Annotated in this window: 18 protein-coding genes; 9 read left to right on the top strand and 9 right to left on the bottom strand. The window is 45.0% G+C overall.

Annotated elements, in window-relative coordinates:
* Positions 1-140: 140 nt before the first annotated feature.
* The 4 genes from QUE24_RS08255 to QUE24_RS08240 are packed head-to-tail and all read left to right on the top strand — an operon-like array spanning position 141 to position 4,524.
* The gene (locus tag QUE24_RS08255) at positions 141-953 is read left to right on the top strand and encodes a hypothetical protein (RefSeq protein WP_286303388.1); all 813 of its coding nucleotides are present in this window, start codon (positions 141-143) and stop codon (positions 951-953) included.
* On the top strand, positions 954-1,991 hold the full coding sequence (locus tag QUE24_RS08250) for an extracellular solute-binding protein (protein ID WP_286303387.1): 1,038 nt from the start codon (positions 954-956) through the stop codon (positions 1,989-1,991).
* Complete coding sequence (locus tag QUE24_RS08245; RefSeq protein ID WP_286303386.1) at positions 1,988-3,514, top strand: ABC transporter permease; 1,527 nt, start codon at positions 1,988-1,990, stop codon at positions 3,512-3,514. The genes QUE24_RS08250 and QUE24_RS08245 overlap by 4 nt, the downstream gene beginning before the upstream one ends.
* On the top strand, positions 3,511-4,524 hold the full coding sequence (locus tag QUE24_RS08240; protein WP_286303385.1) for an ABC transporter ATP-binding protein: 1,014 nt from the start codon (positions 3,511-3,513) through the stop codon (positions 4,522-4,524). Before QUE24_RS08245 ends, QUE24_RS08240 begins: the two co-directional genes overlap by 4 nt.
* A gap of 199 nt (positions 4,525-4,723) precedes the next feature.
* On the opposite strand, the gene QUE24_RS08235 is transcribed toward QUE24_RS08240, so the two are convergent.
* Positions 4,724-5,509, bottom strand: a complete 786-nt coding sequence (locus QUE24_RS08235; protein WP_286303384.1) for a response regulator transcription factor — start codon at positions 5,507-5,509, stop codon at positions 4,724-4,726.
* Positions 5,510-5,842: 333 nt separating this feature from the next.
* Here QUE24_RS08235 and QUE24_RS08230 point away from each other — a divergent pair, with 333 nt between their 5' ends.
* Positions 5,843-7,480, top strand: a complete 1,638-nt coding sequence (locus QUE24_RS08230; RefSeq protein ID WP_286303383.1) for an inverse autotransporter beta domain-containing protein — start codon at positions 5,843-5,845, stop codon at positions 7,478-7,480.
* Positions 7,481-7,670: 190 nt separating this feature from the next.
* On the opposite strand, the gene QUE24_RS08225 is transcribed toward QUE24_RS08230, so the two are convergent.
* Positions 7,671-8,771: a M23 family metallopeptidase gene (locus tag QUE24_RS08225; RefSeq protein ID WP_286303382.1), complete on the bottom strand. Its 1,101-nt coding sequence runs from the start codon at positions 8,769-8,771 to the stop codon at positions 7,671-7,673.
* A gap of 254 nt (positions 8,772-9,025) precedes the next feature.
* Between QUE24_RS08225 and QUE24_RS08220 the strand changes: the two genes are divergently transcribed.
* Positions 9,026-11,842, top strand: a complete 2,817-nt coding sequence (locus QUE24_RS08220) for a mechanosensitive ion channel domain-containing protein (protein WP_286303381.1) — start codon at positions 9,026-9,028, stop codon at positions 11,840-11,842.
* A gap of 130 nt (positions 11,843-11,972) precedes the next feature.
* On the opposite strand, the gene QUE24_RS08215 is transcribed toward QUE24_RS08220, so the two are convergent.
* Positions 11,973-12,914: an alpha/beta hydrolase gene (locus tag QUE24_RS08215; protein ID WP_286303380.1), complete on the bottom strand. Its 942-nt coding sequence runs from the start codon at positions 12,912-12,914 to the stop codon at positions 11,973-11,975.
* A gap of 198 nt (positions 12,915-13,112) precedes the next feature.
* On the opposite strand from QUE24_RS08215, the gene QUE24_RS08210 reads away from it, so the two are divergent.
* From QUE24_RS08210 to QUE24_RS08200, 3 genes are all read left to right on the top strand, one after another.
* Positions 13,113-13,493 (top strand): hypothetical protein, encoded by a 381-nt coding sequence (locus tag QUE24_RS08210; protein WP_286303379.1) that lies wholly within the window; start codon positions 13,113-13,115, stop codon positions 13,491-13,493.
* A 309-nt stretch (positions 13,494-13,802) separates the two neighbouring features.
* Complete coding sequence (locus tag QUE24_RS08205; protein WP_286303378.1) at positions 13,803-14,075, top strand: type II toxin-antitoxin system RelB/DinJ family antitoxin; 273 nt, start codon at positions 13,803-13,805, stop codon at positions 14,073-14,075.
* Positions 14,075-14,347: a type II toxin-antitoxin system RelE/ParE family toxin gene (locus tag QUE24_RS08200; protein ID WP_286303377.1), complete on the top strand. Its 273-nt coding sequence runs from the start codon at positions 14,075-14,077 to the stop codon at positions 14,345-14,347. Before QUE24_RS08205 ends, QUE24_RS08200 begins: the two co-directional genes overlap by 1 nt.
* 36 nt (positions 14,348-14,383) lie before the next feature.
* Here QUE24_RS08200 and QUE24_RS08195 read toward each other — a convergent pair whose 3' ends face one another.
* The 6 genes from QUE24_RS08195 to QUE24_RS08170 form a co-directional block, all read right to left on the bottom strand.
* A complete protein-coding gene (locus tag QUE24_RS08195) occupies positions 14,384-15,031 on the bottom strand; it encodes a hypothetical protein (RefSeq protein WP_286303376.1) in 648 nt (215 codons plus the stop codon).
* Between the two features lie 409 nt (positions 15,032-15,440).
* Positions 15,441-15,788 (bottom strand): DUF488 domain-containing protein, encoded by a 348-nt coding sequence (locus QUE24_RS08190; protein WP_286303375.1) that lies wholly within the window; start codon positions 15,786-15,788, stop codon positions 15,441-15,443.
* A gap of 26 nt (positions 15,789-15,814) precedes the next feature.
* Positions 15,815-16,258: a CopD family protein gene (locus tag QUE24_RS08185; protein WP_286303374.1), complete on the bottom strand. Its 444-nt coding sequence runs from the start codon at positions 16,256-16,258 to the stop codon at positions 15,815-15,817.
* 70 nt (positions 16,259-16,328) lie between these two features.
* Entirely contained in the window at positions 16,329-16,727 is a 399-nt protein-coding gene (locus QUE24_RS08180; RefSeq protein WP_286303373.1) for a SirB2 family protein, read from the bottom strand.
* A 30-nt stretch (positions 16,728-16,757) separates the two neighbouring features.
* Positions 16,758-19,022 carry a nitric-oxide reductase large subunit gene (locus QUE24_RS08175; RefSeq protein ID WP_286303372.1) on the bottom strand — a complete coding sequence of 755 codons (2,265 nt, stop codon included), beginning with the start codon at positions 19,020-19,022 and terminating at the stop codon, positions 16,758-16,760.
* Between the two features lie 514 nt (positions 19,023-19,536).
* Entirely contained in the window at positions 19,537-21,810 is a 2,274-nt protein-coding gene (locus QUE24_RS08170; protein ID WP_286303371.1) for a bifunctional diguanylate cyclase/phosphodiesterase, read from the bottom strand.
* Positions 21,811-21,983 lie beyond the last annotated feature (173 nt).

The raw sequence follows: 21,983 nt of genomic DNA, 5'->3' as shown, positions 1-21,983 counted from the left end.
AATGCCAAGTTTGCAAAAAACTCACACCATTTGAGCTAACATCCAGACAATAGTTAGTTTACCCTGGTAATAGAAATAAGTATCATTATCAAAAATAACCTTAAATCAAAAACCCATCGCAACTCCAGGAGATACAAACGATGACGATTAATTGGTTCAAACGCCAACATCTTATAGCGTTGTTAGGCGCTGCTGCATTATTTACAGCCCCTGTTACTTTCGCTAACGGCCCAGTCGGTGAACACGTCAATCATTTATCTGACAACCTCGATAATTACTCAAAAGAAGTGAAGTGGCTGAATACAAAAGTCGAAGAAATGATTAGCCGTTATCAGAAAGGTGGTGTAGAAGAAGCCAAACCTGAATTACTCGTTGAATACTGGGAAGAGGTGAAATTCCATTCCGCTATCGAAACCAATTATGTTCCTGTTTACGCTTCTATTTGGCAGGGTTTATACGGTGTGAAGGATGCCTTGGAAGAACAAGAGTCGATTGAAGACATCCGTATTCAACAACGTTTCCTCGAACAATCTTTATGGCAAGCCCTAGGTGCAGTAAAATTAGCGGCTCAATACCAAGACAAAGGCCTGACTGACAAAGTCGCCACGACTGAAGCCAACCCAACGAATTCTCTGGAAGCACTTCAAGCGATCAAAGGTCGTCTGGATCGCGTTGTTGCCAAATATGCTGAGCAGTTAGATAAAGAAGCTGTCAGCATTGTGCACGATACCTATCTGAACCTGTTTGAAGGTGTTGAAGGTGAATTGATTTCACTGGATGCCGGGCTGGTAGAAGATCTGGAAAAAGATTTTAATGTTGTGCTGCCACAAGCGATTCAGAAGGGCCAGAGCCTGGATGAAGTTCGCGAAGTTGTGAACACGATGAAAGGCAAAATCGATACAGCGCATGATTTACTCGAAAAATCGGCGGAAGAGAGAAAGGACGTTTTCTAAATGCAACGTAGAACATTCATACAATCTCTGGCAGCGCTCGCCGCTGCCGGTGCATTGCCACTGAGTATTAAACAAGTTCTCGCCGATCCTGCAAATGCGATGTCGGTTGAGGATTTACCTAAACTCGAAGGCGAGTTAACCCTCTACCTTGGTCGCGGTGAGGGTGGACTGTATGAAAATGTCATCAAAGCCATTGAAAAGCGTAACCCTGATCTTAAGTTACGCATCCGTCGTGGACCGACGGCTTCTCTGACCAATGCCATCCTTGCTGAAGCTAAGGCTGGTGTCCGTCGGGCAGATTTGTTCTGGGCCGTCGATTCTGGCGCGGTGGGCATGGTCACATCGGCCGAGCTTGCACAGCCACTGCCCAAGGATCTGACAGGCCAACTGCGTGATGAATTCCAGTTTCCTGACTGGGTGCCTATTACCGGTCGTATCAGAACCATTCCGTTTAATACCGAGAAATTGACTGCCGATAAAATCCCAGACGATATTATGGCTTTACCCGATACCGACTTGAGTGTCGGCTGGGCCCCGGCGTATGCGGCGTTTCAGTCTTTTATTACCGGCATGCGAATTCTGGAGGGTGATAAAGCGACTGCTGACTGGCTAAAAGCCATGAACCAAAAAGCCAAAAAATTCGCAGGTGAACTCGGTGTAGTAATGGCTGTGGAACGAGGTGAAGTAGATATCGGTTTGGCTAATCATTACTACACATTGCGTTTAAAAGCAGGTAAGCCGGATGCGAATGTCGATCTGGCTTTCACCAATAACGATGCGGGTTGTCTGGTTAATGCTTCTGGCATTCTGGCACTCAAGGAAGGTGATTTACCGGTCAACTTCATCCGTTATTTATTAACTAAAGAAGTGCAGTCTTACCTTGCTGAAGAAGCCTGTGAAATTCCACTTGTGACTGGCGTCCATCCGCCAGAGGGATTACCAAAATTAAACAGCATTAATCCGCCACAAATTGATTTAACCCGTCTGGGTGACTTGCGTCCGACCATCGACTTGATGCGAAACGTCGGCGTTTTATGAAGCGATGGTCTCCGTCTTACCCTCTGGCATTGATCATTGCGCTGATAGCGTTAATGCCTGTTGTGGTATTGATTTCACTGGCATCCGACAGCCCACAGCTGTTTGATGCTCGTAATCTCGAGATTCTTAGCAATACGTTAGCCCTGATGGTGTTCACCGCTGGAGGTGCTGTCTTAATTGGTGTTCCGCTGGCATTACTCACTGCGTATGTCAGACTCCCCTGGGGTAAATTCTGGTTGGTTTTACTGGCCTCCCCTTTAGCCATTCCCAGCTATATTGGCGCTTTCACGCTTTATGCCGCTTTTGGACCCGGTGGCGAAATAGAACAACTCACCGGTCTGACTACACCGAGTTTTGATGGCCTGTTTGGATCGAGTGTGGTGATGGCCCTATACACCTATCCTTTTGTCATGCTGACTGTGCGTGCCTCTTTGCTTAGTCTTGATGCCAGTTTGGTGTATGCCGCACGCACGTTAGGTATGTCGCTGCTCGGTAGTCTATGGTCTGTCGTTTTACCGCGTATCACCAATGGTATTGCTGCTGGCGCTTTACTGGCAGCTATGTATGCCCTGTCTGACTTTGGTACGCCAGCCATTTTAGGGCTGGATACCTTTACCCGCATGATTTATGTGGAATACAACAGCTTCGGTCTCAGCCAAGCGGCGATGCTATCACTGCAATTGCTGGTGATTGTGGGTCTTATCCTGTTTCTTGAGTCGCGCGTTAAAGGCACACACGAAAGACCGGGTAAATCATTGACCTTATGGCCGGGTAAACTTCGCACATCCGCAATGTTGCTGGCTTCTCTGCCTGTAATTGCCTTATCTATCCTGTTACCGCTGGCTGTGTTTTGCATCTGGTTATGGCGTGAAGGTGCCGGTAACTTTGAACTGGTTTATGCCTGGAACTCAGCCTATGCGGCTTTCTTCGCCGCCATCGCAACTGTCATCTTTGCCTTACCTGTCGCACAGGCTGCCATCAGTGGTAAGTTTGGTCGTCTGATGGAGCGTGTGAGTTACCTTGGTTTTGGTGTGCCCGGTATTGTCATGGGCACCGCCCTGGTCTATGTCGGCTTACAGCTTTCCTTTCTTTATCAGACACTGGCTTTATTGGTGTTGGCCTATGTGATGCGCTTTCTGCCACTAGCGGTTGGTTCCATTCGTTCGACTTCCGAACGCCTTGATCCCAGTCTGGTAAAAGCGGCTCGTTTACTAGGGGCCAGCCGAAAAGAAGCGTTTCGTCGCATTACCTTGCCCTTAAGCATTCGCGGCATCGTTGCCGGTGCCGCTTTGGTATTCCTTGAAGTCATGCGAGAATTACCGGCAACGCTGATCCTGAGCCCGCTCGATTTTGAAACGCTGGCCACCTATTTATGGCGCGTTTATGAAGCCGGTTATTTTGGTCAGGCAGCCATTCCCGGATTGTTATTAGTAGTGATTTCCGCTTTGGCCATGGCCATCATGTTTTATGGTGAGCGCTGGAACCAGACGGATATCATCGAAGAGGAACCCTCTCTCTCATGATTGAAGTGCAGAATGTTTCTGTCCATTACGGACAGAAAAAAGTGGTTGATAACCTTAGCTTTATACTCGGTGACGCTGAACTGTTAACACTGGTTGGCCCCACTGGATGCGGTAAAACAACCATTCTTCAAGCATTAGCTGGGCTTATTCCTATTTCTGATGGCACGATTAAGCTGGGCTCACACACAGTAACTGCCACTAAAACCATCGCGCCGGAAAAACGCCAGGTTGGTATGGTGTTTCAGGACTTTGCACTGTTTCCCCATCTGACCGTTATAGAGAATGTCAGCTTCAAACTGAAAGACAATGCTAAAGCCGACTACTGGATCGAATTACTGGGCCTAACGCCTTGGCGTGATGTCAAACCGGCGAACCTTTCTGGCGGTCAGAAACAACGTGTGGCACTAGCTAGAACGTTGGCACATGAGCCTGCCTTTGTGTTGCTGGATGAGCCACTCTCCAATCTGGATGCAGCCTTAAAAGATGATTTACGCTGGGAAATTCGTCAGGCACTGAAAGAAGCAGGCGTACCAGCCATTTGGGTCACCCATGATCAGGAAGAAGCCCTGTCTGTCGGTGACCGGATTGGCATTCTCAAAGATGGCAAACTACAACAAATCGACACACCAGAAAACTGCTTTAGTAAACCACAAAGTCGCTTTGTAGCTCGTTTTCTCGGTGATGCCAGCTTTCTACCCGGCACACTTAATACCAGTAGTAACATTGTCGCCACTGCTTTAGGTAATGCACCAGCCTCCCCCGTCAATGATGCACAAGGTGAGGTGGATTTATTACTTCGACCTGACGATCTCTCATTAACGCTCGACGAAGCGGGTAATGGCGAAATTATCTGGAGTCGTTATGAAGGCAGTGCTCGTCTATATGGAGTCAAAACCGATGCTGGAGCAACGGTGAAAATTCGTTGCAGTCATGAAAACATCGCAGAACCAGGTCAGCGTGTGATGATGCATATCATTACGACACATCCTCTAGCCGTTTTCGAGCGCTAAACACCAATTTTACGATGTTAGAAAGCGATAAATGTGATTCTGGATTCGCCACGCTGAGCGAATAACAGGTCCTAAATAAGACGAGATTGTGGCGTTCTAACACTGAACGGATACCATTCTGATGATGCCTGACTAGCTCCGATTTCAGTGGCATGACACACTGAAAAAAGTGTTCAGATTTTTCTCTTGGATAGAAAGTTTATTCTTGTGTTTCGCCAAGCCATAATGAAATAAGCCCATTACGACCACGCACACCAAACTTTCGACATATTCGAACGCAATATGTGTGAACCGTACTGTGACTTAGGCCCAGTTCATCGGCAATCTCGGCTTCTGTTTTCTCAGTGAGTAGGCCACTCAGCACCCGACGCTCAGCTGCAGTCAGTGTTTCTTCGGCGAGATAAATACCATGATGCAATGTGACTTGTTTTTGGAACCACTTTGTCGGACGCACGGCATAATCCAATAACTGGCGTTCTGCTTCACCAAAATTTACCCAATCTTTACCGCTGCGTTCAAACACCATCCAGGACTCAACATCAGGGCTGATTGGTGTGGCCACGAAAATGACATCACGAATATCAAATGGCACAAACAGCTTTTTATAAATCTCCGACTCAAACCATTCTGGTGGCACCATCTCATGTTTAATATTGATTCTGAATGTGCCGGCATTCTTAAGGTTAGCAAGAATGCTGGGATCAACCTGTCCACTATCGAGCAGACGGTAGTGTTCTTTGCGAACAGCTTCACGTTCGGCGGTATGATGCAGATAATAATTGTGGCGAGCTCGCCAGCCAGAGGCTGGGTCATTTTCAGCAATAGCTTCAATTCTTAACGAGCCTATCCAGTAGGCCTGCTGAGCATCAACCAGATCGGCCAGTCTTTGCAGTGTGGTATCCAGCATTTCCAATGAGCGAGATGCACTGCTAGCGGCCATCTCATCCCAAAGTTGATGAATGGCTTGTTTTTGAGCGTCTTCCATGTGTGTTTCTATACTTAATTATCAAAAGTGTCACTAATCAGTGACTATCACCGCGTTGTGTCTTTACCTAATATGCATGTCTGAATTTTCGCTTTAATACGCAAAACCATTTCAGCCAAATTGTTAAACCGTTTGTTCTAACCGAATAACAACTTTTTTGTTTTGGAAAATCTTTGATTTATCGAAATTCTGTGAGGATTTTCGGCGAAAAAGCAAAAATATGCTGCATTACATATCGATAATGCACGGCTAAAGGCATGGATGCAACTCTCCACACTCTCAATGCTGATGTTCAGCCAGCATCAAATGAAAACTCAGAAGTAAGGAACATTGATGAACAAAACACTGCTTTCTCTCATGCTCACCGCCAGCTTTGTCACTATCGCTGACGCCAAAGCTGAAACAGCCCCCTCAACTGATAAGTGGCAGCCACGCATCGACTTTGAAGGCAAACTGGGTAACGAGCGTAGCCTGGGTGAAGCAGATTTATTGATACCGCTTTGGCAAAACAACGACAGCCTGCTGTTTGCCAATCTGCGCGGTCGAATGGATAACGATGACAGCTATGAAGGCAACATCAGTGTGGGTCTTCGGCACATGCTGGACAATGGTTGGAACCTCGGTGGCTATGGCTATTTTGACCGTCGTAAAAGCCCCTATGACAATTTCTTCAACCAAGTGACCTTAGGTGTCGAAGCCTTGTCGATGGACTGGGATTTACGCGCCAATGCCTATATCCCCGTAGGAGAAACTCGCCACTTTGAAGAAAGTTTAGACACGGTCGATTTTTCCGGCACAGCTATCACCTATCGTGCCGGTGAAGAACGTTCCATGAGCGGTTACGACGCTGAAATCGGTTGGCGTATACCCGTATTTTCTTCCGAGGACGATAAGCAATTACGTATCTATGCCGGTGGTTACCGGTTTACCGACAGCCGGGCAGAAACCATCCAGGGACCACGCGCAAGATTAGAGATGAAATTCAACGCATTACCTTTCTTGTCGAGAGGTTCGCGTTTATCGCTGGGGCTGGAATACCAGCATGACGATCCGCGTGGCAGCCAGCGTTTTGCCATGTTGCGACTCAGCATTCCATTGGGGGGCACAAAGGCTAGATCAAGTCGAGCGCTGACAGCAATGGAGCAACGGATGACAGATCCTGTTGTCCGCGATGTCGATGTGGTCAGCCAGGGAGGCAGTTATGGCTCGCCAGAAGTGATTCGCGAAACCGCCGATGGGAAACGCATTGTGCTGTTTGATGACAGCGTTAATGGCAATAATGTCAGTACCGCCATTGCTAACGCAGGTGAAAACACGACCGTCATCCTGAACGGTGATTACAACGGGGTAAATACCCTCACGACAGTACAGCAAGGCCAAGACATTCTGGGGGCTGCAAACCTTAAGGTCAAAACTCCTTCAGGAAGAACCGTCAGCATTACCACACCATCAGCCAGCCTCTCAGGGGAAGGCGATAATAATGGCAGTGGCTTATTCCGGTTTTTTGAGATGGCAGATAACAGCAGTCTTATCGGTGTGAAAGCCAAAATAACAAATTCATCTTCAGCAATGATCGCCAAAATAGAGGGCAAAGAGAATGTCAAGATTCTGAACAACACGCTCACCTCAGAGGTGAGTAGTGGCTCATCAGCAGTTATTCTAACGATAAGAAATAGCCGTAATGTCACCGTACGTGATAACAAAATGAACCTTATCGCCAATGGTTATAATGGTGCGGTCTTACAAATTCTCAATAATAACGCCAATATCGACTTTTCTAATAATAACCTGAACATGGCAGGCACATCCCCAGTGAGTAAATGGGTGACATACTTTCTCGGGACGGGGGTGACGATTAATAACCTTTCGGGAACAGGCAATACATCAAACCTCGTCACCTGTAATATCTCTGGCGGCTATACCATTACAGGCTCAATTGAGACCAATGGCATTAATCTCTGCCCACCCTAAGCTAAATCGTGTTGGGCAGTAAAAAAGTTCGTCTCTTTGCCAACCTAACACGAGCAACTGCTGTTTTATGCGTAGGTGGTGTATTCAAAAAAATATCTGGCTCAAAGTCCTGATGCATTTAAACTCAGAACTTTGATTCTTATTGCTCGCTCATCTAAAAATAATGAAATCTATATTGTTTAGACGATACTCAGCTTGCAGGCAATTCTGGCTGAGGCTTCAGAAACGGCTCAGGATCAACTGGGCCACCAGCGTAGATCCCAAAGTGAAGATGAGGTGGCGTGGTTCTGGCATTACCCGTGTTGCCCACATAGCCGATAACCTCACCTTTTTTAACCTTATCACCCGATTCAACAGCAAAGTCATCCAGATGAGCGTAGTAATATCGGGCGCTGCCTAAACCAAACATTCCACCTGACAACCAGACGTATTTGCCCCCCAATCCACCGGTCCCAGTACGGACGTAACCATCAATCACAGCCGTAACAGGCGTGCCCTTTTTAGCAAAAATATCGACACCATGATGCTTTCTGGCACCGCCATCACGTGGGTCACCAAAAACGCTACCGATATCCCGTTGCTTAGCGCCCTCTACAGGAAAAGGTAATGAACCACCACTCGCCATGGCTAAGGAATAATCGACTTTGGCAAATAACTCGGGCTGTAACACAACGCGATAATCGCCAGCTGCTGATGCGATTCTCGTCTGGGTGTCGCCTTCTGCCTCTAGATGACTTATTGTCGTCCAGTGTTCATCATTTCTTTTGCGTCGTTCCAGGCTGGCGTATAAGCGACTATCAGCCGTATCCTGTCGTGTGAGTTGCCATACCAGCTTTTCACCTCGTTCTAATGAGACCTGATAAATATGGGCTTCCACTTCATCATCTTCAAAAGTCTCAGTAGTACGATATTGAGCACCAGCTTGTATTGGTTTTTTGCTGGCTCGATCAACTGCATGTGTCCAGCGTTGGCCTAATGGACTTTCTAATAATCCTGCCATCCTTAAACGCCAGATAAACAGCTCTCGCGGTGACCAACCCAGCATATCGAAGGCAATGTAGTGAACTGCCTGTTCACTACTCTCAACAGCATTTTGACGCAGGTCATCACGAACACTGAGCAATACCACCAAACCAGATAACACAATAAACAGTAACCAGAAACGCATCACACGTTTGCAAGGCTTGGCAGATTCAGTGGCAGACGATTTATTATCCACCACCTGATTCATCTCACCCTGTTCAGGTACAGGCGTTTCTTCGTTGTCAGATGCTTTTGTCGGATCATTCATACAGATATTCAACCTACTGTCTTGTGAACTCACTGTTAAGACAAACTGTAAGGTGAAATGCTCGGAGAGGTATTAATTGAAGTTAAAGTGTTGAGAGAGTGACTGTGAAAAACAACCAGTTTACAAGGTCTTAGTTTAATTGATTACTGCTATTAATCATCCATCAGGTTATCGAGCATTAAATAAGCCAAATATATAACACTTAAACATGCGGAATTTTGGTGATGAATGTAATCCAAACTTGCCAACATTGAATGTATTATCGTTACACTATCACATTTCTGATTAAACAGGCTTTGCCACAAATGACAGCCATACCGTCATCCAACAACATTCATTTTATTACCGTACTGCTTCTAGCCTGTTTGTTATTAGTGCTGTCCCATACCGCTACAGCAGGAGTCGTGGATCTATTATCATCTGGCACGGAGCAAACCACAAAAGGCACTGCAAATTCGGGTGATCAGCAAGCCACTGAGAGCAACGAGTCCGGTGAAGAGAAAAAAGCGGAAGAACCACTACCAAAACCTTCTGCTATTCCAGTCCAGCCAACACTTGATCCCGAGCCAGAGCTTCCACTGGAAAGTAAATTATCGTCGCCTCAACACGATGATATTCGTCAGCAGATACAAAACCTTCGCCAGTCATTGGAGCAGCGCCAGTCAGCGTTGGAGAGCAGCAAAAGTCGGCTAGCTCATGCCCAGTCATTACTGAAACGGCTGGATAATGAGTACCGCAGTTTTGAGTTACGACTTGAGAAGGCTGGCCTTAACCTAACGTATGACTATGCGCGATTGCTTCGTCAACGATTGGAACGCCTTAGAAGCCAGACAATTGCCAGCGGCTTAACCCAAGGCATTAGTGAGCAGCTATCTGCAGCACGGGAAGAACAACTTCGACTCGAAGAGTACGAGGCGATTAAAGACCCTGACGCGACGGCTCAAGTTCGACTTCGACAAGCCCGTCAGGAAGTCGTCATTGAGCTCCATGCTGTCGTGACAAAACATATCGATGTTCTCGATGAATACTACAATACTGTCGTCGAACTCCAAGAACGTTTTGAAGCCTATCAAGAACTATTACAGCAACGACTTTTTTGGCTTCCCAGTGCTGTACGTGTCGATATACACACAATCAAAGAGCTTTATCAGGGAACAGTATGGTTTGTCTCTGCTTTTCAGATTAAGCCATTCTTTGACGCCATGCAGAACTCCTTAGCCGAGCGAAGCATCGGTATCGTAATGCTGCTGATGACATTAGTTATCTTATTAGTACGACGTCGTACTATGTTAACCAAGCTGACAGAGTCAGCAGAGGATGTGGGTAACGTCAGTCATGACAGGTTTTCAAATACACTCAAAGCATTACTGTTGAGTTTCTTATTGGCATTACCAGGAGTAATCGCATTATCTACCGCAGCTCTGATGCTCAAAGAGGGCAATAATTTCATCGCTGCATTGTCATCAGGGTTTTCGGATGCCGCCTTTATGACGCTTCTACTAGGTGTATTAAATTCCGTCGCACGTCGAAATGGATTGGGTGAAAGACATTTCAACTGGAACGGCACCACTTTGGCAGCTATTCGAAAGCAGATCCCTATGTTACTGGCGGTATTGCTCCCGGTAGTGATTATATTGCCAACAATGGAAACACCAGAAGGCACGATTTACAGTGACAGTATAGGCCGCTTGCTATTTACCGTAGCGTCACTGGCTCTCGCTTGGTTCGCTTACCGAGTGATGACCGCTTTACGGCAATTAGCGCATGACAAGGCTTTTCTGAAAGTAACACAGCAGCTATTGGTGGCCACACCCTTGTTGCTCGCCATAGCCTCACTATGGGGCTATCACTACACCGCCGTCGAGCTGGAAGGACTGATGTTTATAAGCACCTGCTGGCTCGCTTTTATGATGCTCTTATATTACCTGGCACTGCGCAGCATGTCTGTGCGAGAAAGACGAATGACTCTTAAACGTTTGCTTGAGCAACGTGCTGCCGAACGCAAACTGGCCGAAGCCCGGGAGGCCGCAGAAAACTCGGGAGAAGGTGTACCAGTTACGCTTAACATGCCCGAAATGGATCTGGCAGATATCAGTCAGCAAAGTAAGTCACTTGTCCGCATATTGGCCGTTGTACTCTCGACTTATGTACTGTGGATTTTCTGGGCTGACGTGATACCTGCCCTACAGGTTTTTGACAATATTACGCTTTGGACCATCAGCACTGATATCGAGGGTGAAAGCTCCCTACCCGTTACCCTTGGTGATCTCATGCTGGCGTTACTGATTGGCGTAGGCACGTTTTTGGCAATCCGTAACCTGCCAGGCACACTTGAGGTAACCATATTGAGTCATATCAATCTTGAGCCAGGTGCGGGTTATGCTATTACCACGCTAGTCACCTATTTCATTGTATTAATCGGTTTAGGCGCAGCACTTGCCGTCATCGGCCTGCAATGGGCCAAACTACAGTGGCTAGTTGCCGCCTTGGGGGTCGGACTTGGTTTTGGTTTGCAGGAAATTGTAGCTAATTTTGTCTCCGGTATTATCTTATTGTTTGAACGTCCAATTCGCGTAGGTGACACGGTGACAATAGGAGAAACAACTGGCACCGTATCCCGTATTCGCATTAGGGCAACCACACTGGTCGACTGGGACCGAAAAGAACAAATTATCCCCAATAAAACCTTCGTTACCCAAGATCTAACCAACTGGACGCTCTCAGATCCAATTACCCGAGTCATTATTAGAGTTGGTGTTGCCTATGGTTCAGATGTCGATCAAGTACGTGACATTCTGCATGAGGTGGTGGTAAACAATGAAAGAGTGGTGGAAGAACCTGCACCCGCCGTATTTTGTGTGGGCTTGGGAGACAGTTCACTAAACTTTGAGGTGAGAGCTTTTGTACGAGACATAATGGACTTTATGCCGTTATCACATGAAATGCACTCCGCCATTACCAATGCACTTAAAGATGCTGAAGTAGAAATTCCCTTTCCGCAACGTGACATTCATATCCGCACGGCACCAGTATCTGAGGGTGAACCAGTTCTATCAAAGGAGTCATCGTAATCGATTTTTCAATCGTATCTGAATCGTTTTATTTCAGTTAGTCAGACACCATTAATTTTGAAGCCAATCAGCCTGTATCAAAAACCTGCTATTGCGCTGTACGGCTTTGCTTATGAGCTAATGTAGATTCTTATTTATCATTTTTCATAACAAAGTCAGTGATGACATGAGTCAGGACAGGATTAATGGGTAGATCGGGCTGATTATAGCTAGCAAGATTATCTGCCCGACTTGTCCCCGACTGTTTGAAAATATGATTCATGTCATCAACCAGCTTCAACTGTGCATGAGGGTTAGCTTTGGCTAGCATTTTTGCTTGGGCTTCACTCACTTGAATGTCGTTCAACCCCTGGATAGTCAACACTAGCATCTTAAGTTTGGCTATTTCTTCGGTGGGGTCATACTTAAACCAAGATATCATGTAAGGCTGCACACTCGGCCTAAATAAAGCATACAGTTGCGGATTAACGTCATTAACCATTTTGCCTTGCCTAAGACGCTCAATGATGGGTAATACACGAGTTAGAACTTGCGGCGATTGTGACTCTATTTGTTCCAATATGACCTTATCTGCCGAAAGACCTGGGCCAGCAATAGAGATGAAGTTTTTCACACAGCTTTCCTGAGCCGCCACCATGCCAATCAATGAACCTTCACTGTGTCCTATGATTGTGATGCCACTAAACCGCTCATCCTTGTTTAATAACGCTACCCAGTCTTTCGCATCTGAAATGTAATGATCAAACCGTAACTCACTCTCATTTACACCCGCTTGTTGGCTTTTACCAATGCCTCGTTTGTCATACCTCAGAGTGGCAATACCATTTTCAGACAACGCCTCTGCCAGCATTTTTAGAGAATTATTCTTCATCGCAGGGTTATTGCCATCTCTGTCCGTCGGCCCCGAGCCTGCAATGATTAATGCAACAGGCACTGGACTATTTCCAGTGGGAATCATGAGGGAGCCTTCCAGTATTCCTGTCTCGGTTTTCAACTTAATGATGGTTTCTGTTTGATCAGCAAACAGATCACTAGCAAAAAAGAACAAAGCAACCAATAAATAGAATTTCATGTTGATACTGTTTTCATGACGGTTTTGTTCTTTGTTTTTCAGTTTAAGACCGTTGCTGACACTATTGATTTATCAGATTCGTATATAGCAGAAGATAATTTAGAAGATTACTACTCTATTTAGCATAAAGCAGTATAAGCTGTTCTTTGTAAAAGGGTTATCCAAACTATACTTCATAAAATTTTTGAAGGATTCACAATGAAAACCATTTTATTTACATCATTATTTTTACTTGCCACATCATCTGCAGCTTTTGCACAACAAACTTACGATAGCAAGGTTCATACAGAAGCTGAAATCTTGGCAATGTTACCTGAAGGCGCGGGTAAGGCTTTTACAGGGCCGATTGTCAGAAATTATAACGATTGCGTAAAAGGTGTTAGTGACCCAAGAATTCAGTCACTTAGCCTCAGAACAATACCGCAGTGCAATTGTACTTTGGACTATGTTGCAAACATTATGATCCCAAATAAAATGATGCAAACATCAATTATTAATAGAACGATGATACACAGGCCTGAGCAGTGCCGTGTTGAGAACCCTACAAAAGTAACGAAGTTAGATTCTGCGGTACGTTAGAAGAGCTCATCATCTAATTCTTGTTCAAACTTTTGGACATATTCATAGAGCTTTGCAGGCTTTAACTACAGGATTTCTATAGTGATATACAGCACCTCTTTCTATTCGCTGTAATTCCATTTGTTGATGAAAAGCGTGCATTCCAAAATTGTGAACGTCCATGACAGAGACCTCCTTTAATCACATAACAGTATGTTTTATGCGGCCAGTGGCCTGATAAATCAACTACTCTGAAACTATTGATTTTTGCATATCAACTGCTACAATTTGTCATACACTGTATGACAATACACAACTTTTGGTGACAACATGAAGACAGAAATGCTAAGCACCCGAATTGATGCCGATACCAAATTGGCATTTACTAACGTATGCGAAGATATGGGATTAAGCACCTCCCAGGCGCTAAAGCTATTTGCCAAAGCGGTGGTTAATTATGGTGGTATTCCTTTTGAACTTAAAGTGCGCCAACCCAATGAGATAACCGCCGCTGCTATTGCTGAGCTTGAAGCTGGCAATGCCAGTTCTGCTAAAGATGTTGAAGAATTATTTAGCAATTTGAATATTGGAAAGCTTCGTTGATGCTTGAGCTCGAATACTCAACACAATTTAAAAAAGACTTTAAGAAAATTGCCAAACTATCCATACCCGATATCGTTGAAGTGGGTCACGTCATAAAACAACTACAACTTGGCAAAACCTTATCTGAAAAATATCTAGATCACCCATTATCAGGTGATTGGAAAAACTATCGTGATTGCCACATTAAACCTGACTTAGTTTTAATTTATAAAATTGATACAGATTCTTTAAAACTTGCAAGAATCGGAACGCATAGCGAATTGTTCCGGTAACGCCGCGTTCACCGGTTAATCCGGTGCAACGCTTTGTTAGCCATTTTTCTTAATTGGTTCAGGTGCCCGCCCTGCTTTTTTAGCAAAAGAATCGAGGGCACTTTTCATTGATTCATCGGGAATGTATATAAAATTCTCAGTAGTAGTACTAACACATACCTTTAGGTCCTTAGAGGTTCCATCACAATATGTGTTCAAATATTCCCCAATATGAATTTCAAATCCTTCTTCGCACAGAAAGTTAGCCTTTTTTCCATAGCCTAGATTCGTTGGCAGTTGGCTACTCACGTTTAGAAATCTAGCTACATGCATTATGACGGTGGCATTTTTGCCATAAACCGATATGGAATTAATTTCAGAAGGTCGCTTTCCAACTGAAACAGCCGAAATCATCAACACTGCCTCTTGAAATCCTGGAACAATAACGAAGCCAAAATCAAGCTCAAGATCTTCCTTCTCGCTACGACGCTGCTTCTCTGCGATCCATAACGCGACTGTAACGGCACCTAATGCCCCAACACCAGATACCCATGAGCCTATAACTGAAAGCACTGGTAGCAATGTTTCTGTGAAGTTACCGCGATCTATAGAAACGCCTAAAGCAGTTCCAAGCAAAAAACACATTGCTCCCAGTAAAATCACCCCCAATACAATAAGTATTACTTTTTCTTTTTCCCAGCTCATGAATTTCTCATAGTAATGACTAACAGTGTGTTTTATGAGGCCAGTGGCCTCATAATAAATATTAAACAGGCGGCCTTATAATTCCTCGCCAAAAATTATAACTTGTTGTTTATTAATAAAAGTAATTTCTTATTCACAGAGTTATAAGGCCAAATTTTTAAGCTAACGGTGAAAAATAGTGCCTAGCTTTTAGTGTTCTGAGACTCGGATATTTCATGGCAAGCTTTCCCTTTCTATTCTTAATCAAATCCTTGTTGTCATCACAAAACGTTCTTTCACTACCTGATTAAAGCTGACTATAACTCATTTATTATCAGTGGCATATAAAACCATAAAATAAAAAGGGGTAATTCTATTTTTGAATGGCACTCATACCAACGGGTTCTGTGTTTGACGTGAAAATCGCTTGCTAACCCAACTTCTCCAGATACTCTTTTAATATATGTGCATGGCTGTGTTGTTTGTCTTTTGCTGCATAGAGGAGCACGACATTTTTTTGGGTAACTTCGGCTAGATAGTCTTTGGCGGTTTGTTTATGTTCACTCAGTTCGCTGAGGTATTGTTTACGAAAGCTGTTCCATTTGTCAGGATCGTGGTCAAACCATTTACGTAGTTCATCACTGGGGGTGAGTTCTTCCCAGTGAGCATCCAGATCGGCGTCTTCTTTTGATACGCCACGTGGCCATAATCGGTCCACCAGCACTCGGTAACCTGTGGGTGCATCACTTTCATAAATGCGATGTAGCTTAATGTTCATGTATGCCTCCTGTTATTGCAGCGTGATTAATAAAGCCAACCTGTTCGGAATGACACGCCAACAACGACGAACAAGATGGAAAGAAGGGTGACGGGAATGATGTGCCAGGCCATCACTTTGAGTGTGTCTGGAGAGAGGTGAGGAATCACGCGAAATCGTGCGTGTACAGCAAAGCTAAGTGTTAAAAGCAGCAGACACAATTTTGCTATGATGGCATGTGAGACGGTATTTGTAAGGTTAAACCATTGTGTGATGTCTGGCAGCATATGATAAGCCAGATACAACCCCGTTAAGATTTGAATAATCAGGGCGGGCATACCAATCTTTTCATACACTGACTCAAAACTAAGCAGCTCTTCAGGCGAACGATGCTTTAATACCTTAGGCAAGATCACAACCGATAAGACGATATGTCCTCCCGTCCATATGGTGGCAGCCAGTATGTGAAGCAGTAATAATGTCCCGTACATAACTATCCTCTAAATGCACCTAGAAAATGGCTTTCAACAAGCCAGTCATAGGCTTGAATGTACTTTCATCTCAAAAGAGCATGCTAAATATGCCCCAGCTATTGTGGGTTTTCGCCACGCTGAAAATAAACAACCAGGTCATCAAGGCCAGCCCCCAAACTATGACATATTGCCGCTGGTTTCGAGTGTTGTAGAGCATGATGTGTGAGAGAAACAAATAAACCATCAGCAGCAGAAACTTCACCGTGAGCCAAGCATCGATAAAAGGAAATTGCTGCACGATATTGGTCAGCATTAACGCTGCCGTGATTAACACCGTATCAACGCCGTAGCGAAGATAACGAACGGACGTTGAAAACAGGTGACCAGCTTGACTCAGGTGAATGAGCCCATGAATGAAGAGCAAGCCGCCACTGGCAAAGGCCATCAGCCAGTGTACTTGCCTCACCTCATCATAGAACTCAATCACCGTTAGTCAGTCCTTCAATCGGATTGGCTTTTAGCCGCGTTGTTGCCCACCTTCGTATTTTGGTTTGATCCATAAGCTGAGAATAAACCAGGCTAATAACAAAGCGCCGACAGCAAAGATGGTATCGCCGGGCACACGCATCCAGACCAGTAAATCAACAACGGGTTGCTGCATAAAGTCTGCTGAACGGGCATACCAGTAACCATGATTCAGGCTGGCAAACAATTGCATCACACCAAGCGGTAACAGCGTGAGTAAAGCCATCAGTGCCAGACCAATATTGAAACACCAGAAGCTGGCTTTAAGCGTGCCTTCCGGCCAGATGAGATCGGGCTTGATACCACGTATACAGAACAAGGTCAGACCAATACCTAACATCCCGTAAACACCAAACAAGGCGGTATGACCATGCAATGGTGTCAGATTAAGACCTTGCATGTAGTACAGCGATAATGGTGGATTAATTAAAAAGCCAAATAAACCCGCACCGACCAGATTCCAGAACGCCACGGCCACAAAGAACATAATCGGCCAGCGGTAACGTTTCATCCACTCGGTTGCATGACCCAAGGTGTAATTGTGATACGCCTCAAATCCTATGTAGGCCAGCGGCACCACTTCCAGTGCTGAGAAGCTGGCACCCAACGCTAATACCGGTGTAGGTGATCCGACAAAATAGAGATGATGTAATGTGCCAATTACACCACCCGACATGAAAATAATCGTGGCAAACAGCACAGCAACTGTTGCTGTTTTGACCGGGATTAAGCCCAGACGAGTAAATAAGAACGCAATAACTGCTGTGGCAAAGACTTCAAAGAATCCTTCAACCCAGAGGTGAACCAACCACCAGCGCCAGTATTCCACCATGGAAATATGGGTGTGTTCATTCCAGACCAGTGCCGCCCCAAAGAACAAGCCAATGGCAACAGTGGATAAGAACAGTAAACCAATAATGGAACGACTTTCAGAGGGTTGACGTAATGTCGGCCAGAGCGAGCGACCCACCAAACATAACCAGAGTAATAAACCGATAAACAGGAACCACTGCCAGAACCGGCCAATATCGGCATATTCCCAACCTTGATGACCGAACCAGAAGTTATGCTCCAATCCTAATGTCTGATTCACCGCGAACCATTGCCCAGTAAAGGCACCGACCACAATGACCAGTAAGCAGACCCACAGAAGATTCACCCCGAATCGCTGATAAGGCGGTTCATAACCCGATACGGCAGGACCGATATAAAGGCCGGTCGCGAGCCAGGCAAGTGCTATCCATAACACGGCCAGTTGGGTATGCCAGGTGCGAGTTATCGAGTAAGGCAAAATTTCGGATAACTCAAAGCCATACATAACCTGGCCTTCCACCTGATAATGCGCAGTCACCGCACCAAGTAGAATTTGTACCAGGAATAAAGCGAGCAACACCCAGAAATATTTGGCTGTTGCCATCATCGAAGGTGTAGGTCGTAAATCGCGCATGGGATCGGTTGCCGGCAGTTTACTGGTCGCCTCTTCTTTGCCATGAGACACCGCGTAATACCAGCCCATTAAACCAATTCCAGCCAACAGGAATGTCACACTGAAAGCCGACCAGAGAAACATACTCGCCGGCGGTTTATTATCAATCAACGGCTCATTAGGCCAGTTATTGGTATAAGTAATGTCACCATCGATGCGATTAGTCATAGTGGCCCATGCCGTCCACCAGAAAAAAGCGGAGAGTACACGACGATTTTCTGGATCGGTGACCGTGTTATTTTTCATGGCATAAGCTTCACGCAGCTCAGCCGTTGAAGGTTCATCACTAAAGAGACGTTGATAATGTTCAGAGACCTGACTTATCGCTTTGACTCTGTCCAAGCTTAAAGTGATGACGCCAGTGTCGGGATTGTATGTATTTTTTCTGACTAGGGACTTCAGTCTGCCTTGCAAAGCGGCTTGCTGTTCGGCATTGGCAAGCTCAAAACTTTCCACACCATAATCTCGGTTCGCCCAGAGATTGAGTAAGGCCATCAACTCTCGGTGCATCCAGTCGGCACTCCAGTCCGGAGCAACATAACCACCGTGTCCCCAGATTGAGCCAAGTTGCATTCCGCCAAAGGACTGCCAGACTTGTCGTCCTTTTTCAATTTCAGCGCGGCTATAAAGTAGCTGACCATCAGAAGTGAGGACCTTTTCGGGCATAGGTGGCGCTTGCTGGTAAATCTGATTACCACTCCATATCAGCACCCCAAAAGACACAAACAATAAGAAAGCGAGAAATAACCAGAGTTTTTTTACGTTTGTCATCAGTCACTCCTTTGTGAGATGGCGCCTATACCCTGAGCAAGGCTTTATTGAATACCGAGTAAATGACGGAATGACTGAGTTAACAAGTCGACAGCTGCGCGTCAATCAATATATTTCTCTATTGAGAACAACAGTTAACACTTTGTTTCTGTTTAATAAAATGACTTTATAAAAACATAGCATCAGCTATCAAATCCCGTCTTTTTAATAAGGTATTTCATTTACCTATTTAAAGCAAGGAATGGAACTAGTTGAAGTTTAAAGACAGGAAAAAAAACGCTCATCTCCTAATTGAAATTAATGAAGGAATAGACGAAATAATGTGCGGTGCGAACGATTTCGCAATAAGTAGATAAAAAAAGCCGTATCAAAATGGTGATACGGCTCGTTTGAATTTCTTGAGATTGAAAACTAAGTGAGCGAGAGCATTAATAATTAAAGATAGGCTGTCACTCAGCCAGCCAAAACACATAGTGAACTCGTGAGGATAGGATGTCTGAATAACATTGGGTACTCACCACTGTGGTTTCCATCCTTCTATCCACTCGGGCACGCGCTCTGCTGGCATCGGTTTCGCAATACCAAACCCTTGAGCTTGCTCACAGCCAAGTTCTAATAGGGCTTTTCCATGTTCGGCAGATTCCACGCCTTCGGCTATGACGCCTCGCTGGAAGGCATTAGCCAGGCCGATCACCCCTTTCACAATAGCCAGATCATCCTCATCTACCAACATATCACGAACAAAGCTTTGATCTATTTTGATGATTTCCGCCGGTAAATGCTTGAGATATGTCAGCGATGAATAGCCTGTCCCAAAATCATCAATTGCGAATTTCACACCAAGCTGGGCACAGGCATTCATTGTATTGGAGACATTTTCGATGTCTTCTAAGGCACTGGTTTCTAAAATTTCCAGTTCAATTTTATGTGGGTCTACCTCAGGATAAGCATTTAGCAGAGAGGCTAATCTATCAGCAAAATTATCCTGCTCAATCTGTAAAGCTGAAATGTTAATACTGATCATATCTGGCATAGTGACCTGTGCTGCTTGCCACAGGCTGATTTGTTTCAGGACTGCATGGATAACCCATTCACCCAAATTAACACTGATGGGATTGTTTTCTATGTAGGGCAAAAACGCACCTGGTGTTAACAAGCCTTCCTCAGGTGACTGCCAGCGAAGCAGGGCCTCTAAACCAATCACCGAGCCCGTTCTCATATTGACGATGGGTTGGAAGTGCATGACAAATTCATCGTTTTTCAGTGCTAACTCAATATCCAGCAACTGTTTTCTATGTAAGCGGATGGCATCATCCTGATTCACATCAAATAGGTGATAGCGATTTTTACCCAACTGCTTAGCTGTATACATAGCATGATCAGCATGACGCATGAGAATGTCGGCATCCACACTGTCTTCTGGAAATAACGTCACCCCGATACTGGCAGACACTGAAAAGGTTTTATCATCAGTAGAAATAGGCTCAGAGGATGCCGTTAACAGACGCTCAATCACCGATTCACAGTCTTCAAACACATTCAGCTCGGTGAGTACGGCGATAAATTCATCCCCACCAATCCTAGCAAGGGTATCGCCCTCTCGTAACGCCGCTTTCATACGATTAGAAATAGTGACCAGAAGTTTATCGCCGACTTCATGACCATAAGTGTCATTGACCTGCTTGAAGCCATCTAAATCAATAAAGGCCACCGCCAATAATTGTTGATGACGTTGGCAATGTGCCATGGATTGCTTGAGACAATCAGCCAGTAAGATACGGTTGGGCAGTGAGGTTAATGGGTCATAACTTGCCAGTCGCTCAAGTGCTATCTGTTGTGCACGAATATGTGTGATGTCTGAAAACAAGGCCACATAGTTAACGGCGTTACCATCTGCATCACGAATTTCACTGATCGTCAGCATTTCTATAAATGGCTGTCCATTTTTGTGTATGTTTGAGACCTCACCAGACCAATAGCCTTCCGTCTTAATTGAATGCCACATCTCTTCATAGAACGTTAGAGAATGTTTACCTGACTGAAGGAGTTTAGGGCTCTTACCGATAACATCTTCTCTGCTGTAGCCCGTGATTCTAGTGAAAGCGTCATTGACTTCGATAATCTTATTATCAGTATCAGTGACTAAAATCCCTTCATAAGCATGGGTAAATACCGTATTGGCCAGCTTGAGTTTTTCATCTGCTTCTTTACGGGTGGTTATGTCAGCGTGTGTACCGACAAGGCGTATAGGTTTCCCATGTTCATCACGAGTAATCACCAGTCCACTATCACGAATCCACTTGTAATGCCCATTTTTACAGCGCATGCGGTGCTCATTGATATAACAATCTGTTTTACCATCAAGGTGACGCTGTAAATCTTCCATCACCAACGCCAGATCATCCGGATGAACACGACTCGACCATTCATCAAGGCTGTTACTGAATTCCCCATCGGCATAGCCAAGCATTGTTTGCAGCTGCTTGGAGTACCACACCTTGCTTGAAGGCACATCCCAGTCCCAAACGCCATCACCAGAAGCATTCAGCGCATAGCGTAAGCGCTCTTCAGCCTCATTCATATTTCTCAACTGACGATAAACTAGCCAGAAAAGAATGAGACCCGTAGCGATAATAAAGAACCAGCCCTTTATAGTTTGTAGCTCAACAAGTGTTTGTTTATCAATGAAAAAATATGAAAGAGCCTGGTCGGAAGTGATTATCCATATGCCACCAATAATCACGTAAATGATGGATATTCTTAATGCTGACATCCACACAGTATTCATAAAAAAAACCACTCGATTCTTACAGGTAGCCGATAGCTTAGCTGGATATATAACGCCATAACAGGACAGATGAATGATTCGGAATAATTGATAACGTTCTTCAAAAAGAACCGCTAAAATTCGCAAGCTTGGCACGCTCTGTTATCATCAAACTCAGCAATGAATCCAATACC

The sequence above is a fragment of the Methylophaga marina genome (genome assembly GCF_030296755.1).
GTDB classification, from domain to species: Bacteria; Pseudomonadota; Gammaproteobacteria; order Nitrosococcales; family Methylophagaceae; genus Methylophaga; species Methylophaga marina.
This window is presented reverse-complemented; position numbering and strand designations above follow the sequence as displayed.

Bases quoted from the DNA above. Each gene is read 5' to 3' on its own strand.
- QUE24_RS08220 (WP_286303381.1), top strand. From the start codon at position 9,026: ATGTATTATCGTTACACTATCACATTTCTGATTAAACAGGCTTTGCCA.
- QUE24_RS08225 (WP_286303382.1), bottom strand. From the start codon at position 8,771: ATGAATGATCCGACAAAAGCATCTGACAACGAAGAAACGCCTGTACCT.
- QUE24_RS08205 (WP_286303378.1), top strand. From the start codon at position 13,803: ATGAAGACAGAAATGCTAAGCACCCGAATTGATGCCGATACCAAATTG.
- QUE24_RS08190 (WP_286303375.1), bottom strand. From the start codon at position 15,788: ATGAACATTAAGCTACATCGCATTTATGAAAGTGATGCACCCACAGGT.
- QUE24_RS08255 (WP_286303388.1), top strand. From the start codon at position 141: ATGACGATTAATTGGTTCAAACGCCAACATCTTATAGCGTTGTTAGGC.
- QUE24_RS08185 (WP_286303374.1), bottom strand. From the start codon at position 16,258: ATGTACGGGACATTATTACTGCTTCACATACTGGCTGCCACCATATGG.
- QUE24_RS08210 (WP_286303379.1), top strand. From the start codon at position 13,113: ATGAAAACCATTTTATTTACATCATTATTTTTACTTGCCACATCATCT.
- QUE24_RS08175 (WP_286303372.1), bottom strand. From the start codon at position 19,022: ATGACAAACGTAAAAAAACTCTGGTTATTTCTCGCTTTCTTATTGTTT.
- QUE24_RS08240 (WP_286303385.1), top strand. From the start codon at position 3,511: ATGATTGAAGTGCAGAATGTTTCTGTCCATTACGGACAGAAAAAAGTG.
- QUE24_RS08250 (WP_286303387.1), top strand. From the start codon at position 954: ATGCAACGTAGAACATTCATACAATCTCTGGCAGCGCTCGCCGCTGCC.
- QUE24_RS08230 (WP_286303383.1), top strand. From the start codon at position 5,843: ATGAACAAAACACTGCTTTCTCTCATGCTCACCGCCAGCTTTGTCACT.
- QUE24_RS08215 (WP_286303380.1), bottom strand. From the start codon at position 12,914: ATGAAATTCTATTTATTGGTTGCTTTGTTCTTTTTTGCTAGTGATCTG.
- QUE24_RS08235 (WP_286303384.1), bottom strand. From the start codon at position 5,509: ATGGAAGACGCTCAAAAACAAGCCATTCATCAACTTTGGGATGAGATG.
- QUE24_RS08200 (WP_286303377.1), top strand. From the start codon at position 14,075: ATGCTTGAGCTCGAATACTCAACACAATTTAAAAAAGACTTTAAGAAA.
- QUE24_RS08170 (WP_286303371.1), bottom strand. From the start codon at position 21,810: ATGAATACTGTGTGGATGTCAGCATTAAGAATATCCATCATTTACGTG.
- QUE24_RS08195 (WP_286303376.1), bottom strand. From the start codon at position 15,031: ATGAGCTGGGAAAAAGAAAAAGTAATACTTATTGTATTGGGGGTGATT.
- QUE24_RS08245 (WP_286303386.1), top strand. From the start codon at position 1,988: ATGAAGCGATGGTCTCCGTCTTACCCTCTGGCATTGATCATTGCGCTG.